The 16,894-nt window shown below is 73.1% G+C and carries 13 protein-coding genes; 11 read left to right on the top strand and 2 right to left on the bottom strand.

The features are described from left to right. Positions 1-2: 2 nt before the first annotated feature. The gene (locus ACIQ1J_RS12705) at positions 3-518 is read right to left on the bottom strand and encodes a cysteine dioxygenase family protein (RefSeq protein ID WP_210962902.1); all 516 of its coding nucleotides are present in this window, start codon (positions 516-518) and stop codon (positions 3-5) included. Positions 519-1,203: 685 nt separating this feature from the next. Here ACIQ1J_RS12705 and ACIQ1J_RS12710 point away from each other — a divergent pair. The 3 genes from ACIQ1J_RS12710 to ACIQ1J_RS12720 all read left to right on the top strand — a co-directional run bounded on the left by ACIQ1J_RS12710 (position 1,204) and on the right by ACIQ1J_RS12720 (position 6,943). Further along, a complete protein-coding gene (locus ACIQ1J_RS12710; RefSeq protein WP_003975777.1) occupies positions 1,204-1,467 on the top strand; it encodes a WhiB family transcriptional regulator in 264 nt (87 codons plus the stop codon). A gap of 221 nt (positions 1,468-1,688) precedes the next feature. After that, complete coding sequence (locus tag ACIQ1J_RS12715; RefSeq protein ID WP_403556605.1) at positions 1,689-5,477, top strand: glycosyltransferase family 2 protein; 3,789 nt, start codon at positions 1,689-1,691, stop codon at positions 5,475-5,477. After that, on the top strand, positions 5,474-6,943 hold the full coding sequence (locus ACIQ1J_RS12720; RefSeq protein ID WP_403556607.1) for a DUF5719 family protein: 1,470 nt from the start codon (positions 5,474-5,476) through the stop codon (positions 6,941-6,943). The genes ACIQ1J_RS12715 and ACIQ1J_RS12720 overlap by 4 nt, the downstream gene beginning before the upstream one ends. A 276-nt stretch (positions 6,944-7,219) precedes the next feature. On the opposite strand, the gene ACIQ1J_RS12725 is transcribed toward ACIQ1J_RS12720, so the two are convergent. Further along, complete coding sequence (locus ACIQ1J_RS12725; RefSeq protein ID WP_386512993.1) at positions 7,220-7,675, bottom strand: metallopeptidase family protein; 456 nt, start codon at positions 7,673-7,675, stop codon at positions 7,220-7,222. Between the two features lie 295 nt (positions 7,676-7,970). Here ACIQ1J_RS12725 and ACIQ1J_RS12730 point away from each other — a divergent pair, with 295 nt between their 5' ends. From ACIQ1J_RS12730 to ACIQ1J_RS12765, 8 genes are all read left to right on the top strand, one after another. After that, the gene (locus ACIQ1J_RS12730) at positions 7,971-8,393 is read left to right on the top strand and encodes a DUF3499 domain-containing protein (protein ID WP_403556610.1); all 423 of its coding nucleotides are present in this window, start codon (positions 7,971-7,973) and stop codon (positions 8,391-8,393) included. A 142-nt stretch (positions 8,394-8,535) separates the two neighbouring features. Further along, positions 8,536-10,152, top strand: coding sequence for an L-lactate permease (locus tag ACIQ1J_RS12735; RefSeq protein ID WP_403556665.1), 1,617 nt, complete (start codon positions 8,536-8,538; stop codon positions 10,150-10,152). 79 nt (positions 10,153-10,231) lie between these two features. After that, a complete protein-coding gene (locus ACIQ1J_RS12740; protein ID WP_403556612.1) occupies positions 10,232-11,596 on the top strand; it encodes a phosphomannomutase/phosphoglucomutase in 1,365 nt (454 codons plus the stop codon). Between the two features lie 408 nt (positions 11,597-12,004). Then, positions 12,005-12,175: a Trm112 family protein gene (locus ACIQ1J_RS12745; RefSeq protein ID WP_121747407.1), complete on the top strand. Its 171-nt coding sequence runs from the start codon at positions 12,005-12,007 to the stop codon at positions 12,173-12,175. A 124-nt stretch (positions 12,176-12,299) separates the two neighbouring features. Further along, positions 12,300-13,427: an SIS domain-containing protein gene (locus ACIQ1J_RS12750; RefSeq protein ID WP_403556614.1), complete on the top strand. Its 1,128-nt coding sequence runs from the start codon at positions 12,300-12,302 to the stop codon at positions 13,425-13,427. A gap of 61 nt (positions 13,428-13,488) precedes the next feature. Continuing rightward, the gene (gene manA / locus ACIQ1J_RS12755) at positions 13,489-14,640 is read left to right on the top strand and encodes a mannose-6-phosphate isomerase, class I (RefSeq protein WP_403556616.1); all 1,152 of its coding nucleotides are present in this window, start codon (positions 13,489-13,491) and stop codon (positions 14,638-14,640) included. A gap of 164 nt (positions 14,641-14,804) precedes the next feature. After that, a complete protein-coding gene (locus ACIQ1J_RS12760) occupies positions 14,805-15,785 on the top strand; it encodes a cation diffusion facilitator family transporter (protein ID WP_403556618.1) in 981 nt (326 codons plus the stop codon). A gap of 342 nt (positions 15,786-16,127) precedes the next feature. Next, the coding region (locus tag ACIQ1J_RS12765) for an adenosylhomocysteinase (protein WP_403556620.1) at positions 16,128-16,894 on the top strand (767 nt) is incomplete at its 3' end.

A 16,894-nucleotide genomic window follows, 5' to 3' on the forward strand; every position in this document is an offset into this window, starting at 1 on the left:
CGTCAGGCAGTCGTCACCGCACCGGCACCGGCTCCCGCCTCGGCACCCGAGCACCGCGCGGAGTGCATCGGCATGTCCGTCAGCCCCGGGTAGTAGACGTGCAGGCTGACCGCCGGCTCCAGCGCGTCGTTGACCACCTCGTGCACGTATCCCGGCGCGAAAACGCGCTGTGCCCCTGCCCGCAGCGCACGCGTGCCGCGCCCGGTGTGCTCGGTCACGGTGCCGTGCAGGACGGTCAGCACTCCCGAGGAGGGCCCGTGGTCATGGCGTCCGCTGCCCTGACCGGGCAGCCAGGACAGCAGCCAGACCTCGTAGCCGGGGCCCGTGCGCAGCCGGTGGTACCAGCGCGTCGTCGCGTCGTAACGGACGAGGTGCTCCCACTCGGACCGGTCGGCGGCGATGGACCGGGCAAGGCCGGCGAACTCGGCGACGGTGGCCGGGTGCTCGCGCGGTGCTTGCAGGAGGTGGGGGACTTCGAGGATGTCGCCGGCGATCTGGAGGTCGCTGTCGCTGTTCATGGGTGCGGTGGGTCCTCGGCGGAAGAGTGCGGGAGGCGAAGCAGGAAGACGGAGAACGCCCTGGTGGGGCGGGCAGTGAAGACACGAGTCGCGTGGACTCGGGACAGCCGGAGCGCGGTTGGCTCAACAGCTGGAACAGCAGCAACAGCTACAGCGAGCGCGGGCAGCACCGTGGGACCCGGCGGTGCGGGTCGAGGTGAGCGCCAAGTTCGCGAGCATGCCCACAAGGACAGCGCTTCACACCAGCACTGTCAACTCGGTGACCGTTATGTAGGACATGTTTCACCTCATCCGGTTCATCTCAAAGGTGAAAGGTTTGCTCGGGGGGCTTCCGGGACACATGGCGCACAAGCCGGGCGCACAACCCCCGTTGCGATCCCGTGATCCGAATGTGATCAGGTTCGCTTCGGCGTGTGTATCGGAACGGGATCGAACACCCGGGCGTCCTTCCCTGTGCGGACTCCAAGCGGGTCGGCTGCCCTCGGGACCCACATTGGTATGTCGAGGTTTATGCCGATTTGAACACTTTCCGCTTGGCCTTGGTTCCGCAGAGTGAATAAGGGGCCCAATAGCAGATCTCGGCTTGACTCGCCCGGATCAGCACACTTGTAATTTCACTCGTGTCGTTCAGCCGGAATCGGTAACGGCTAGATCACGGGGACGCGAAGACAGACGAGGGGCGCACATGACCGAGCTGGTGCAGCAACTGCTGGTCGACGACGCGGACGAGGAACTCGGCTGGCAGGAGCGCGCACTGTGCGCCCAGACCGACCCCGAGTCCTTCTTTCCCGAGAAGGGCGGCTCCACCAGGGAGGCCAAGAAGGTCTGCCTCGCCTGTGAGGTCCGCTCCGAGTGCCTCGAGTACGCCCTTGCCAACGACGAGCGGTTCGGTATCTGGGGCGGTCTGTCCGAGCGGGAGCGCCGCCGCCTGAAGAAGGCGGCCGTCTGACCCGCCGTCGACCCGCGGTCCGACGGGCGGCGCGGTCTCCGCACGTACCGCACCACCCCGCGTACGCAACGGCAGGAACGGCACCTCGCGGGTGGGTTGTCCACAGGCGGCGGGCCGTCGCCCTGCCCAGCCGATAGTGTGGGCGCTCGTCCGAGACGCCCCGCCACCCCCAACAGGCACGGGCGTCCACCGCAGTCCACCGAACCGGGGCCCGTACCTCGATGTCCGTGCACAGCCACACGGCAGCCCAGCAAGACCTCGCTGCCACACCTGAGTTCCCGCGTCACGTGGTGACGGCGGTCCTCGTCGCCCACGACGGAGCCCGCTGGCTGCCCGACGCGCTCGCCGGGCTGCTCGGCCAGGAGCGCCCCGTCCAGTACGCCGTGGCCGCCGACACCGGCAGCGCCGACGACTCCGCCCGGCTGGTGACCGACGCCCTCGGTGACGACCGCGTGCTCCACCTCGCCCGGCGCACCGGCTTCGGCCAGGCCGTCGAGGAGGCCGCCCGCACCGCCCCCGTCCTCACCCCGGACGACCTGCCGTACCTGAGGCGGCCCAGCGGCTGGGACCCCGTCACGCGCACCTGGCGCGACGACACCTACGACCTGCCGGAGCTTCCCCACGGAGAGCCGGTGCAGTGGCTGTGGCTGCTGCACGACGACTGCGCCCCCGAACCCGACGCCCTGGCCCAGCTGCTGCGCGTCGTGGACAACGAGTACGAACTCGGCCGTGACGACGTCGCCGTGGTGGGCCCCAAGCTCCGCGGCTGGTACGACCGCCGGCAGCTGCTGGAGGTCGGCGTCTCCATCGCCAACTCCGGCCGCCGCTGGACCGGCCTGGACCGCCGCGAACAGGACCAGGGCCAGCACGACCACGTCCGGCCCGTCCTGTCGGTGTCCACCGCGGGCATGCTGATCCGGCGTGACGTCTTCGAGCGGCTCGGCGGCTTCGACCGCCGGCTGCCCCTGATGCGCGACGACGTCGACCTGTGCTGGCGCGCGCACGCCGCCGGCCTCCGCGTCCTCGTCGCCCCCGAGGCGGTCGTACGCCACGCGGAGGCCGCTTCCCGCGAACGCCGCGCCGTCGACTGCGCGGGCCGCACCACCGCCTCCCCGCACAAGGTGGACAAAGCCGGCGCCGTCCACACCCTCCTCGTCAACGTCCGTACGGCCGCCCTGCCCTGGGTGCTGCTGCGCATCGTCGTGGGCACCCTGCTGCGCACCCTCGCCTACCTCGTCGGCAAGGTCCCCGGACAGGCCGTCGACGAGATCCGCGGCCTGCTCGGCGTCCTGCTGCGCCCCGAGCGCATCCTCGCCGGGCGGCGCGAACGCGGCCGCCCGCAGGTCGAGAAGGACGAACTGCGCCCCCTGTTCCCGCCCCCCGGCGCGACCGTCCGCGTCACCGTCGAACAGGCCGCGGGCAGCCTGGCCGGCAGCTCCGACGCCGAGACGGCCACCGGCGCCGGGCGGCACGGCGGCGGTATCGAGTCCGGACCCGGCGGCGACGACGCCGACTTCCTGGAGATCGAGCAGTTCGCCCGCCTCAAGCGCATCGCCCGCAAGCCCGGCCCGGTGCTCTTCCTGGTGCTGCTGTTCGTCTCCCTGGCCGCCTGCCGCGCGCTTCTCGGCGGCGGCGCCCTGGCGGGCGGCGCGCTGCTGCCCGCCCCGGCCGGCGCCGGAGAGCTGTGGGCGCGCTACACGGACGCCTGGCACACCGTCGGCACCGGCGGCACCGCCTCCGCACCGCCCTACCTCGCGATCGTCGCCACGCTGGCCTCCGTGCTGCTCGGCTCCACCGGCCTGGCCGTCACCCTGCTGCTGGTCTGCTCGGTGCCCCTGGCCGGCGTCACCGCCTACTTCGCGTCCCGTCCGCTCGTCACCTCCCGGCTGCTGCGCGCGTGGGCGGCCGTCGCCTACGCCTTCCTGCCCGCCGCGACCGGCGCGCTCGCCGGCGGCCGCATCGGCACCGCCGTCCTCGCCGTACTGCTGCCGCTCATCGCGCGCGCGGGCGCCGCCGCGGCCGGCCTGACGAGTTCGTCCGGCACCCGCGGCAGCTGGCGCGCCACCTGGGCGTACGCGCTGCTGCTGACGATCACCACTGCCTTCACGCCCGTCGTGTGGCCCCTCGCGCTGCTCCTCGGCGTCGGCGTCCTGGCCCTGCGCCGAGGCGACATCGCGGCGTACGGACTGCGCTTCCTCGCCCAACTGGGCACCCCCCTGCTGCTCCTCGCCCCCTGGTCGCTGACGCTGCTCCCGTTCGGCTTCTTCGACGAGGCCGGACTGGACCACGGCTCCTCGGCCGCCTCCGCCCTCGACCTGCTCGGGGCGAGCCCCGGCGGCCCCGGTACGGTGGGCGGGCTGATCCTCATCGGCATCGTGCTGGCCGCACTCGCCGCTCTGCTGCGCTCGGAACGGCAGTTGGGCATCCGCACGGCCTGGGCCGTCGCCCTGGTCGCCCTGGTCTTCGCGGTCCTCTCCAACCGCTCCGCCTGGGCCGGGCCCGCCACCCTCGTCTACGGCATCGCCCTGCTGTCCGCCGCCACCCTCGGCGCCGACGGGGCACGCTCGCGGGTGGCCGAGCAGAGCTTCGGCTGGCGCCAGCCCGTCGCCGCCCTGATCGCCCTCGCCTCGGCCGCCGGCCCGCTGATCGCCGCCGCCGGCTGGATGATCGGGGGCGCCGACGGCCCCCTGGAGCGACGCGATCCCGTCCAGGTGCCCGCGTTCGTCGCCGAGGAGAGCCACACCCGCGACCAGGCCCGCACCCTCGTCCTCGACAGCGACTCCCCGGCCCACGTGAGCTACATGCTGGTCCGCGGCTCCGGAGCCCGTCTCGGCGACGGCGAACTGGCCGCCGGAGACGGCGGGAACAGCGGGCTCGACAAGATCGTCGCCAACCTCGTGGCCGGTTCCGGCGCCGACCAGGCCGACCAGCTCGGCGGCTTCGCCGTGCGCTACGTCCTCGTGCACAAGGGCGCGCCCCGCGAGGTCACCCGCGTCCTGGACGCCACGCCCGGTCTGAGCCGGCTGAGCCAGCAGGACGGCAGCGGACTGTGGCGGGTGGACCAGGAGGTCGCGCGCGCGACCATCGTGTCCGGCGAAGACCCGGGCGCGGACTCCGGCTCCGGTGCCGGTGAGCCGCAGCCCGTCGCGGCCGGGCCCGTGGAGATCCACACGGAGATCCCGTCCGGCTCCGACGGCCGCGTGCTGCGCCTCGCCGACACCGCCGCCGAGGGCTGGACGGCCACCCTGGACGGCAAGCCGCTCACCCGCACCACGGTCGACGGCTGGGCCCAGGGCTTCGAACTCCCCGCCTCCGGCGGAAAGCTGGACGTCACCTACGACACCCCGTTCACCCGCACCGCCTGGCTGTGGGCCCAGGGCCTCCTCGCCGTCGTCCTGGTCGTCCTCGCCCTGCCCGGCAGGCGCCGCGACGTCGACGACGACCTGCCCGAAGAGCCGCTCGTCGCCGGCGAGGCCGTCGAGGGCGAAGGCCGTCGGGCCAGGCGACTGCGCGCCCAGGCCGAGGCGGAGGCCGAGGCCGGGGCGGGAGGCGAGCCGGTGACCGAGGCCGCGGACGCCTCCGCGCAGGCCGGCCCGCCCGCGGAGACGCCCGTGACGGTTCCGCAGCAGCCGACGTACGGCGAGTGGGACTCGGCGGGGTACGCCGGTGCCGAGTACAACTCCTACGGCACGTACGGCGGCGAGCAGTACCAGGACGCCCAGCAGTACGACCCGGGCGGGTACGGACAGCAGCAGTACCCGGCGGACGCCTACCAGGGCGGCCAGGCCGGTCAGTACGAGACGGGTCAGTACGAGGCCGGTCAGCACGAAGCCGGCCAGCACGCCCAGTACGACCCCTACGCCTACGGCGACCCGTCCCAGGGGGGCACGTACGACCCCGCCTACGACCAGGCGTACGGCCGGGCCGGCTACGACACGCCGTACGACCCCTCCCAGCCCCACCACCCCCACGGCACGGGCAGCGAGCGTCCCGACGGGAGCCAGCAGTGAAGCGCACCACCCTGTCCCTGTTCGCCGGCGCGACCGCGCTCGCCGCGATCACCGGCTTCGCGGCGGTGTCCACACCGGACGCCACCGGCGCGGACACCGGCCGGCCGGCCGCCCGGCTGCCCGTGGAGCGCACCAGCCTGCTGTGCCCGGCGCCCAGCACCTCCGACCTCGCCGAGACGTCGTACACGTCCTTCACGCCCGTCACCGAGGGCGCCGACGAGAAGGGCAGGGCCGCACTCGCGGCCGGTACTCCCGAGGACGGGAAGAAGACCGAGCAGCCCGTCGTGCAGCCCAAGGCGCCCGGTACGCCGGTCACCGGCAGCACCTCCGGTGCCGACGCCCCCGCGCTGGTCGGCACCGCCGACGGCGGTTACGCGCCCGGCTGGACGGTCCAGCAGACCACCGAGGTCGCCGCCGGGACGGGCCGGGGACTGCAGGGCGTCAACTGCACCGCTCCGGACACGGAGTTCTGGTTCCCGGGCGCCAGCACGGCGACCGACCGCACGGACTACGTGCACCTGACGAACCCCGACGACTCGGCGGCCGTCGTCGACATCGAGCTCTACGGCAGGGACGGAGCCCTGAAGTCCACGGTGGGGGAGGGGATCACCGTGCCGCCGCACACCAGTGAGTCCCTCCTGCTCTCCACGCTCAGCGACGTGGAGCAGACCGACGTCACCGTGCACGTCGGCGTGCGCAGCGGACGGGTCGGCGCCGCGGTGCAGGCCCTGGACGACAAGACCGGCGGCGACTGGCTGACCGCGGCCGCGGACCCGGCGGGCGAACTCGTACTGCCGGGCCTCCCCGAGGACGCCACAGCCGTACGCCTGGTGCTGTTCACACCCGGTGGCACCGACGCCGACCTGAAGGTGCGCCTCGCCTCGCCGTCCGGGTCGATCACGCCCGCCGGGCACGAGACGGTGCACGTCAAGGCGGGCATGACGACGGGCGTCGACCTCGGCGAGGTCACACGCGGCGAGGCGGGATCGCTGGTGCTGACGCCGACCGGCGGGTCCGTGCCGGTCGTGGCGGCGGTCCGGGTCGTGCGGGGCAAGGGCGGTGAACAGGAGTCGGCGTTCATTCCGGCCGCCGACCCGGTCGGTGCGCGCGCGACGTCCGCGGACAACCGCGCCAAGCGCACGACTCTCTCTCTGGCCGCCATCGGAGAGACCGCGAAGGTCAAGGTCACGGCCTCGGCGGGCACCGAGGGCGGCACGACGGCGACCAAGACGTACACGATCAGGGGCGGCACGACCCAGAACGTCGAGGCACCCGTCCCCGCCGGCCTCAAGGGCGCCTACGCACTGACGGTCGAGACCGTCTCGGGCGGCCCGGTGTACGCGTCCCGCACCCTGACCGGAGAGGACGACGACGTGGCGTCCTTCACCGTCCAGACCCTCCCCGACGACCGGGGAACGGTCTCGGTACCGAACGCGGACGAGGACCTGTCGGTACTGCAGGAGTAGGCCCTACGGGCACGCGGCCGCCGCTCCCGCCCGCGGCACGCTCCCGCCCGCGGCCGCGGGCATACGTGCCGCCAGGGGCGGCAAGGGTGGGGGTGGCAGGGGCACCTCCCGCTCATGGGGTCTCCCGCGCGAGCGAAGCCGAGAGCGGAGGGAGAAGCCGAGAGCGCGGGATGCACCCCGCGACGCCGGGCCGTGCACCCCACCCCACCCCACCCCGCCCCCGCGCCGGGCACAGGGCAAGCACCGGACCACCGCGCCACGCATCCGCAGGCCCGCTCAATCCTCCCCGTACCGGGGATCCACCGTCTCCGGCGTCAGCCCCAGCAACTCCGCGACCTGCTCGACGACGACCTCGTGCACGAGCGCCGCCCGCTCGTCCCGGCCCTTGGTCCGGATCTCGACCGGCCGCCGGTACACGACCACGCGCCCCCGCCGCCCGTCCCGCGAGGGCACCGTCCCCCCGAGCGGAACCGCCTCGTCGTGCCAGGCCTCCCCGGCGTCCGCGGCCGGCCGCGGCACGTCGAGGACGAGGAAATCGACGTCGGCGAGCTGCGGCCACCGCCGCTCCAGGCGCTCCACGGAGTCCTGCACCAGATCCGCGAACACCTCGCCGCGGCTCGCGGCGAGCGGTACCTGCGGGGGCGCGATCGGGCCGCGCATGCCCCGACCGTGTCGATCACGGCGGCGGGGCCCCGGGCGGCCTGCCTCACGGGGTGTCAGGGGGTTGTCCATCACTGGTGAAGGGTAGTCCCCGCCGGTGCCGCGCGCCGGACCGCACACGCACACCGGACAGCGCCCGGGGCACCTCGTACGGCATGTCGCCGGATGACCATTCCAGCCAAGGTTGGGCTCGATTCCGTATCTCTCCGCGACCGTCGAACTCAAGGCAAATGTCGCTGTTCGTATCGGTTCGCGACCGCTTCCGGAGCCGTCCAGCATCCAGGAAACCGGCGTCCGTGCAGGTCAACGAGGTGCGAACAGAGAGTCCTGTGGGGCGTTTCACACCACGACACGGTGGTGTGACCCGGTGGGGAGTCTTCGCGGCCCGCTCAAGAGTGCGGTACCGTCCAACATCGTGAGCCCTGTACGTCGCTGTTCGCGCACCGCCTGCGGCCGTCCCGCCGTCGCGACGCTGACGTACGTCTACGCCGACTCGACCGCGGTCCTCGGCCCGCTCGCCACCTACGCCGAACCCCACTGCTACGACCTGTGTGCCGAGCACTCCGAGCGCCTCACCGCCCCGCGCGGCTGGGAGGTCGTCCGCCTGCTCGACGGCTCGGCCCCGGCCCGTCCCAGCGGCGACGACCTGGAAGCGCTCGCCAACGCGGTGCGCGAGGCGGCCCGCCCCCAGGATCGGGCGGCGGGGGCGGGTGGCGGTCGGCGGTCGGCGGACCCGATGGAGGTCGCGCGCCGCGGCCACCTGCGCGTCCTGCGCTCGCCTGACAACTGAGCCACCCAACCCCCTGGGCCACCCCAGCCACTTCGGCCGTCATCCGTTGCCGCACACCCATTGACGTCCCCTTGTCGCGGACACGACCATTCCGGAAGTAGCGAGAAACCGCTTTCGCATGGCGGAATCCGGGGAGGCGCGCGTGTACGTCCAGGAACTGGAACCAGTCGCCGGTTCGCTCGGCCTGTCCGCCCTGGTGGCGGGCCTGCCCCTGGTGATCGTCCTCGTTCTGCTGGGCGGCGTCCGGATGAAGGCGCACCTGGCGGGTCTCACGGGCCTCCTGGCGGCCGTACTCGTCGCCTGGCTCGCCTACGGCATGCCGCTGGACCAGACGGCCTCCAGCGCCGTCCAGGGCGCCCTGTTCGGGATCTTCCCCATCCTGTGGATCGTCGTGAACGCCCTGTGGGTCTACCGGATGACCGTCCGCACGCGGCACTTCGACATCCTGCGCCGCTCCTTCGGCCGGCTCTCCGACGACCCGCGCATCCAGGCCCTGGTCGTCGCCTTCTGCTTCGGTGCCCTGCTGGAGGCGCTCGCCGGGTTCGGAGCGCCCGTCGCGATCTGCTCGGTCATGCTCGTGGCCCTCGGCTTCGACCCCGTGCGCGCGGCGGTCGTGGCGCTGGTCGCCAACACCGCGCCGGTCGCCTTCGGCGCGATGGGCACCCCCGTGGTGACGCTGGCCCAGGTCACGGGGCTGCCGCTGGACGACGTCGCCTCCGTGGTGGGCCGCCAGACGCCCCTGCTGGCCCTCGTCGTCCCGCTGCTGCTGGTCTGGCTGGTCGACGGGCGGCGCGGGCTGCGCGAGACCTGGGTGCCCGCGATGGCCTGCGGTGTCGCCTTCGCCGTCGCCCAGTTCGTCGCCTCCAACTACATCTCGGCCCAGCTCGCCGACATCGGCGCCGCCCTGCTGGGCGCGGCCGCCCTGGTCGCCGTGCCCCAGGCCCGCAGGCCCGCCGCCGAGCCCGTACGCGCGTCCGTCCTGACCGGCGTACGCAGCGAGGAACTGGACGAGCGGGACCCGCGCCGGGAGGTCGTGCGGGCCTACGCGCCGTACGCGCTGATCGTCGCGATCTTCTCCGTCGCGCAGATCCCGGCGGTCAAGGACTGGCTGGCGAAGGCGACCCGGACGTACGACTGGCCGTTCCTGGACGTCGCCGACCCCGAGGGCGATCCGGTCGGCGGCAATGTCTTCTCCCTGCCGATCGTCTCCACCGGCGGCACGCTCGTACTCCTCGCCGGCCTGGCCACGGCCGTCGTCCTCGGCGTGCACGCGCGCGTGGCGGTCGAGGAGTGGCTCGCGACCGTGCGCGAACTGCGGTTCGCGATCCTCACCGTGACCTCCGTCCTCGCCCTCGCCTACGTCATGAACCTCTCCGGCCAGGCCGCCACCATCGGCCACTTCGTCGCGGCGGCCGGCGCCGGCCTCGCTTTCCTGTCACCCGTACTCGGCTGGTTCGGCGTCGCCGTCTCCGGCTCCGACACCTCGGCCAACGCGCTCTTCGGCGCCCTCCAGGTGACCGCCGCGCGGGAGTCCGGCCTGTCGCCCGAGCTGCTGGCCGCCGCCAACAGCTCGGGCGGTGTCCTCGGCAAGATGATCTCCCCGCAGAACCTCACCATCGCCTGCGCGGCCGTCGGCCTCGCGGGCCGCGAGGGCGACCTGCTGCGCAAGGTGCTGCCCTGGAGCCTGGGCCTGCTGCTGGTGATGTGCCTGATCGTGGTCGGGCAGTCCACACCGGTCCTGGGCTGGATGCTGCCCTGACCTTCCGGAACCCCACGGCGCCCCGTCGGCGGTTACGGGTAGTTTGTGGGCTCCGACAGGACTTTCAGGAAGGTTGGCCGTGGCTGCTGATCTGTCGCAGATCGTGAAGGCGTACGACGTACGCGGTGTGGTGCCGGACCAGTGGGACGAGTCGCTGGCCGAGCTGTTCGGCGCGGCGTTCGTCGAGCTGACCGGCGCGAGCGCCATCGTGGTCGGCCACGACATGCGGCCCTCGTCCCCCGGGCTGTCCGGCGCCTTCGCGCGCGGGGCGGCGGCCCGCGGCGCCGACGTCACCGGGATCGGCCTGTGCTCCACCGACCAGCTGTACTACGCCTCCGGCGCGCTGAACCTGCCGGGCGCCATGTTCACGGCCTCGCACAACCCGGCCCAGTACAACGGCATCAAGCTGTGCCGCGCGGGCGCCGCCCCCGTCGGCCAGGACACGGGCCTCGCCGAGATCCGCGCGTCCGTGGAGCGGTGGAGCGCCTCCGGCGCCCCGGAGCCGACGCCCCGCCCCGGCACCGTCACCCGGCGCGACACGCTCGCCGGCTACGCGGCCCACCTGCGCTCCCTCGTCGACCTCAGCACCATCCGCCCCCTCAAGGTCGTCGTCGACGCGGGCAACGGCATGGGCGGCCACACCGTCCCCTCGGTCTTCACCGGCCTCCCGCTCGACGTGGTGCCGATGTACTTCGAACTCGACGGCACCTTCCCCAACCACGAGGCCAACCCGCTCGACCCGGCCAACCTCGTCGACCTCCAGAAGCGGGTCCGCGAGGAGGGCGCCGACCTCGGCCTCGCCTTCGACGGCGACGCCGACCGCTGCTTCGTCGTCGACCAGAACGGCGACCCGGTCTCCCCGTCCGCCGTCACCGCGCTCGTGGCCGCCCGCGAGCTCGCCCGCAACGGCGGCAAGGGCACGGTCATCCACAACCTGATCACCTCCTGGTCCGTGCCGGAGGTCGTGAAGGAGAACGGCGGCACACCGGAACGCACGCGCGTGGGCCACTCCTTCATCAAGGCCGAGATGGCCAGGACCGGCGCGATCTTCGGCGGCGAGCACTCCGCGCACTACTACTTCCGCGACTTCTGGAACGCCGACACCGGCATGCTGGCCGCCCTCCACGTCCTCGCCGCCCTCGGCGGCCAGCAGGGCCCGCTGTCCGGCCTGGTCGCCCAGTACGACCGCTACGCCGGCTCCGGCGAGATCAACTCCACCGTCACCGACCAGGCGGCCCGCCTCGCCGCGATCAGGGCCGCGTACGAGGGCCGCGACGACATCACCCTGGACGACCTGGACGGCCTCACCGTCACGGCCGCCGACTGGTGGTTCAACGTCCGCCCCTCCAACACGGAACCGCTGCTGCGCCTGAACGCGGAGGCCCGTGACGAGGCAACGATGACAAAGGTCCGCGACGAGGCACTGGCGATCATCCGGGCCTAGGGGGGGTGTCGTTTGGACCTTGCCGGGATCGCGGGGTCTGGCACGCGCATCCGCGGCGTTGTCGTCGGTTGCCAGGGCTCCGCCCTGCCGCCCTCCCCGCCTTGCAGCCGCACGCACCAGACCCCGCTCGGGTCAGTCGCACCGTCGTCCGGAGCCGGCCTGATCCAGACGACACCCCCTAGCCGCGGGCAGTCGTGCCTCCCCCAGTGCCTGAACGGCCTGGGAGGTACCCCCAGGGGCGGCACGGGTGGGCGCGGCGGCTCCCCGCAGGGCGCCTGGCTGCGCGACTCAACCCCCCAGCACCGGCGCCGGGCGCCCGCCCGCCGTACGGCCCGACACCCGTCCTTGTCCGGCGGTACCCTGACCAGCACGTCCGCACAAGCCGCCCCGCCCCCGAAGGGAACCCCCATGCCGCTCGAAGCCGGCCTCCTGGAGATCCTGGCCTGCCCGGCCTGCCACTCCCCCCTCAAGGAGCAGGACACCGAGCTGATCTGCACCGGCCAGGACTGCGGCCTGGCGTACCCGGTCCGCGACGACATCCCCGTCCTCCTCGTCGACGAGGCCCGCCGCCCCGAGTAACCGAGGCCCGTCGGCCCCGAGGGGCAGCCGCCCCACGCAGCCCGCGCAGCCGACGGCCGCCCCGCGGCCGGCGGCCCCGCGTACGCACCCGAACGAACGCATCCGGCGATCGGAGACTGCCGCCATGCTCGACGAATCGCTGCTGGACGCCCCGGAGCGTCTCACCGAGGCCGACCGCCGCGGCCTGCTCCGCGGCGCCGCCGAGGCCGGCGCCCGTGTGCGCACCGCCGCCCGGCACGCGGCCGAGGCCGGAGTCGGCAACCTCAAGCCGGACGGGCGCCCCCGCGCCGTCCTGATCGCCGGCCCCGGCGCCGCCGCGACCCAAGCCGCCGACCTCCTCGGCACCCTCGCCGGCGCAGGCAGCCCCGTCACCCGCCTCGCCCCCACGGGCGTCGCCCCCGCCGCGGGCGCCCTGCGCTGGGAACTGCCCGGCTGGGCCGGTTCCGTGGACCTCCTGCTGATCGCCACCCCCGACGGCACCGAACCGGGCCTCGCCCTGCTCGCCGAACAGGCCTACCGCCGGGGCTGCACAGTCGTCGCCGTAGCCCCCGCCCGTTCGCCGCTCAGCGAGTCGGTGAACGCCTCCCACGGCCTGTTCATCCCGATGGCGACCGCCCTCTACGACCACGACGAGCCCCTCGCCGGTGCCGCCCCCGGCGTCCTGTGGGCGCTGCTCACCCCGCTCCTCGCGCTGCTGGATCGCACCGCCCTGCTCGACGCGCCGCCCGAGGCCATCGAGAAGGTCGCCGACCGCCTCGACCGCATGGCCGAACGCTGCGGTCCGGCCATCGTGACCTACAGCAACCCGGCCAAGACCCTGGCTTCCGAGCTGGCCGACTCCCTGCCGGTCGTCTGGACCGAGGGCACCTCGGCCGGACCGGCGGGCCGCCGCTTCGCCGCCGCGCTCGCCGAACTGTCCGGCACCCCGGCCGTCGTCGCCGAACTGCCCGAGGCGCTCGCCGCGCACAGCGCCCTGCTCGCCGGTCGACTCGCCGCCGCGGCCGACCCCGACGACTTCTTCCGCGACCGCGTCGAGGAGGCCCCCGTTCTGCACGCGCGCGTGGTGCTCCTCCGCGACCGCCCCAGCGGCGGCCTCACCGCTGCCCCGGGCGCCCGTGACCTGGCCCTCGGCCATGACACGCCGATCAGCGAGCTGGAGCCCGAAGCGGGTGGCGAACTGGAGACCCTCGCGGAACTGATCGCCATCACGGATTTCGCCGCCGTTTACCTGGCGCTCGCCTCGGGCGCCTGACCCGTACGCACCATCGCGTACGTCACCGTACGCACAGGACACGCACCGGCAGAGAGAGCCCATGGACCGCCTCGACAACACCGTCCGCCCCTACGCGTGGGGCTCCACCACCGCGATCCCGGCCCTGCTCGGGACCGAGCCGACCGGCGAACCGCAGGCGGAGATGTGGATGGGCGCCCACCCCGGCGCCCCCTCCCGCACCGGCCGGGGCACCCTCGCCGAAGTCGTCGACGCCGACCCCGAGAAGGAACTGGGCGCGGCCTCCGCGGCCAAGTTCGGCCCCCGGCTGCCGTTCCTCCTCAAACTCCTCGCCGCCGGCGCCCCGCTCTCCCTCCAGGTCCACCCCGACCTGGCGCAGGCCAGGGCCGGTTACGAGGACGAGGAGCGGCGGGGCGTCCCCCTGAGCGCCCCGCACCGCAACTACAAGGACGCCAACCACAAGCCCGAACTGATCTGCGCCCTCACCGAGTTCGACGGCCTGTGCGGCTTCCGCGCCCCCGCCGAGACGGCCGACCTCCTCGACGGCCTCGGCGTCGCCTCCCTCAAGCCCTACGCCGACCTGCTGCGCGCGCACCCCGAGGACGCCGCCCTGCGCGAGGTCCTCACCGCGATCCTCACCGCCGACCCCGAGGAGATGTCCCGCACGGTCACCGAGACCGCGGCCGCCTGCGACCGCCTCGGCGGCGCCTACGCGCCCTACGCCGGCATCGCCCACCACTATCCGGGCGACCCCGGCGTCCTCGCCGCCATGCTCCTCAACCACGTCCGGCTCCAGCCCGGCGAGGCCCTGTTCCTCGGCGCCGGCATCCCGCACGCCTACCTCGACGGTCTCGGCGTCGAGATCATGGCCAACTCCGACAACGTCCTGCGCTGCGGCCTGACCCCCAAGCACGTCGACGTCCCCGAACTCCTGCGCATCGTCCGCTTCGAGGCCGGCGACCCCGGCATCCTCCGCCCGGAGGCCTCCCCCGACGGCGAAGAGGTCTACGACACCCCGATCGACGAGTTCCGCCTGTCCCGGTACGTACTCCCCGAGGGCTCCGGCGTCCGCGACCTCACCCTGCCCACCCCGCAGATCCTGCTCTGCACGGCCGGCACCGTACGGGCGGGCGAGCACGAACTGGCCCCCGGCCGGTCCGTCTTCGTCCCGGCGGACGAAACGGCCGAAGTCTCCGGGAGCGGCACGGTCTTCCGGGCCACCGTCCGCGTGTGACGCGGGTCTGAGGGACGTACGACGGGGCATCCGGCACTTCGGGGCCCGCGCGGGCTGCAACAATGGCGCACCGCCAAGAAGGGGCGAAGCCGGGGTACCGGCCGAGCCCCCACCGGCGTACGGACGCAGACGAAGCAGATGCAGGCGAAGGGACAACGCGACACATGAGCGCGTCAGGCGGAACCAAGGCGATCGTGGCGGCACTGCTCGCCAACCTCTCGATCGCGGTAGCGAAATTCGTGGCGTTCATCTTCAGCGGATCGTCGTCGATGCTCGCGGAGTCCGTGCACTCCCTCGCCGACTCCGGCAACCAGGGACTCCTGCTCCTCGGCGGCAAGCGCGCCCGGCGTGCGGCCACCCCGCAACACCCGTTCGGCTACGGCCGCGAGCGCTACATCTACGCCTTCCTCGTCTCCATCGTGCTCTTCTCGGTCGGCGGCATGTTCGCCCTCTACGAGGGCTACGAGAAGATCAAGCACCCGCACGAGATCGAGCACTGGTACTGGCCGGTGGGCGTCCTGGTCTTCGCGATCATCGCCGAGACCTTCTCCTTCCGGACCGCCATCAACGAGTCCAACGCCCTGCGCGGGAAGAAGTCCTGGAAGGAGTTCGTCCGCCACTCCAAGGCCCCCGAGCTGCCGGTCGTCCTCCTGGAGGACCTCGGAGCCCTGGTCGGCCTGGTCCTCGCCCTCGGCGGCGTCGGCATGGCCCTGCTCACCGGTGACGGCGTCTGGGACGGCATCGGCACCTTGTGCATCGGCGTACTGCTCATCGTGATCGCGCTGGTCCTGGCCGTCGAGACCAAGTCCCTGCTGCTCGGCGAGGCCGCGGGCACCGAGGCGGTCCAGCGGATCGAGACCGCGATCGTCGCCGGCGACACGGTCACCGGCGTCATCCACATGCGCACGCTCCACCTCGGCCCGGAGGAACTCCTCGTCGCCGCCAAGATCGCCGTCCGCCACGACGGCACGGCCACCGAGGTCGCCTCCGCCATCGATGCCGCCGAGGCCCGTATCCGCGAGGCCGTCCCGATCGCCCGCGTCATCTACCTGGAACCGGACATCTACAGCGAGTCCGAGGCGACCAAGGGCCCCGACCGCGAGGCGACCCCCGGCGGCCCGAGCGCGCCGCCCGCCGCCCACTGACACCCGCGCCCGCCACACCCACGGGGCCCGCCGATCCGCTCGGCGGGCCCCGTCGGCTTCCTCCCCCGGCCAGATCCCGTGACGCTTAGTGAACGTCCGGAAGTGTTCGGAGGCGGACTGGGGACGCCGGGCGCCACCGGTGTAGCTTGGGACGGAGCCAGACGTCGCTGCTGATGGCGGTCGGGCGGTCCAGCACGGACCGGCCGAGGGAGAGAGGGCCTCCGACGGACTGCGCTGCGCGCACGCGGGCATGCCTGTGTCCTCTTCGGGGCACCTCTGTGTCCGCCGCCGTGCAGGAGTCAGCCGTACCCACCCTCGACCCAACCCGAGGAGCAGCTCGCAATGACGACTGTCGACAACCGACAGGACTTCAAGGTCGCCGACCTCTCCCTGGCCGCCTTCGGCCGCAAGGAGATCACCCTCGCCGAGCACGAGATGCCCGGCCTCATGGCGATCCGCAAGGAGTACGCCGAGGCCCAGCCCCTCGCCGGCGCCCGCGTCACCGGCTCCCTGCACATGACCGTGCAGACCGCCGTACTCATCGAGACCCTGGTAGCCCTGGGCGCCGAGGTCCGCTGGGCCTCCTGCAACATCTTCTCCACCCAGGACCACGCGGCCGCCGCCATCGCCGTCGGTCCGAACGGCACGCCCGACAACCCGCAGGGCGTCCCCGTCTTCGCCTGGAAGGGCGAGACCCTGGAGGAGTACTGGTGGTGCACTGAGCAGGCGCTGACCTGGCCGAACACCCCCACCGGCGGCCCGAACATGATCCTGGACGACGGTGGTGACGCCACCCTCCTCGTCCACAAGGGCGTCGAGTACGAGAAGGACGGCAAGGTCCCCTCGGTCGACACCGCCGAGTCCGACGAGCACCGCGTCATCCTCGAACTCCTCACCCGCACGGTGAGCGAGAGCCCGCAGAAGTGGACCCAGCTGGCGTCCGAGATCCGCGGCGTGACCGAGGAGACGACGACCGGTGTCCACCGCCTGTACGAGATGCACCGCGACGGCACCCTCCTGTTCCCGGCGATCAACGTCAACGACGCGGTCACCAAGTCGAAGTTCGACAACAAGTACGGCTGCCGCCACTCCCTGATCGACGGCATCAA

The sequence above is a fragment of the Streptomyces sp. NPDC097107 genome (genome assembly GCF_044762405.1).
GTDB lineage: Bacteria > Actinomycetota > Actinomycetes > Streptomycetales > Streptomycetaceae > Streptomyces > Streptomyces thinghirensis.

Bases quoted from the DNA above. Each gene is read 5' to 3' on its own strand.
- ACIQ1J_RS12705 (WP_210962902.1), bottom strand. From the start codon at position 518: ATGAACAGCGACAGCGACCTCCAGATCGCCGGCGACATCCTCGAAGTC.
- ACIQ1J_RS12710 (WP_003975777.1), top strand. From the start codon at position 1,204: ATGACCGAGCTGGTGCAGCAACTGCTGGTCGACGACGCGGACGAGGAA.
- ACIQ1J_RS12715 (WP_403556605.1), top strand. From the start codon at position 1,689: ATGTCCGTGCACAGCCACACGGCAGCCCAGCAAGACCTCGCTGCCACA.
- ACIQ1J_RS12725 (WP_386512993.1), bottom strand. From the start codon at position 7,675: ATGGACAACCCCCTGACACCCCGTGAGGCAGGCCGCCCGGGGCCCCGC.
- ACIQ1J_RS12745 (WP_121747407.1), top strand. From the start codon at position 12,005: ATGCCGCTCGAAGCCGGCCTCCTGGAGATCCTGGCCTGCCCGGCCTGC.
- ACIQ1J_RS12750 (WP_403556614.1), top strand. From the start codon at position 12,300: ATGCTCGACGAATCGCTGCTGGACGCCCCGGAGCGTCTCACCGAGGCC.
- manA (WP_403556616.1), top strand. From the start codon at position 13,489: ATGGACCGCCTCGACAACACCGTCCGCCCCTACGCGTGGGGCTCCACC.
- ACIQ1J_RS12760 (WP_403556618.1), top strand. From the start codon at position 14,805: ATGAGCGCGTCAGGCGGAACCAAGGCGATCGTGGCGGCACTGCTCGCC.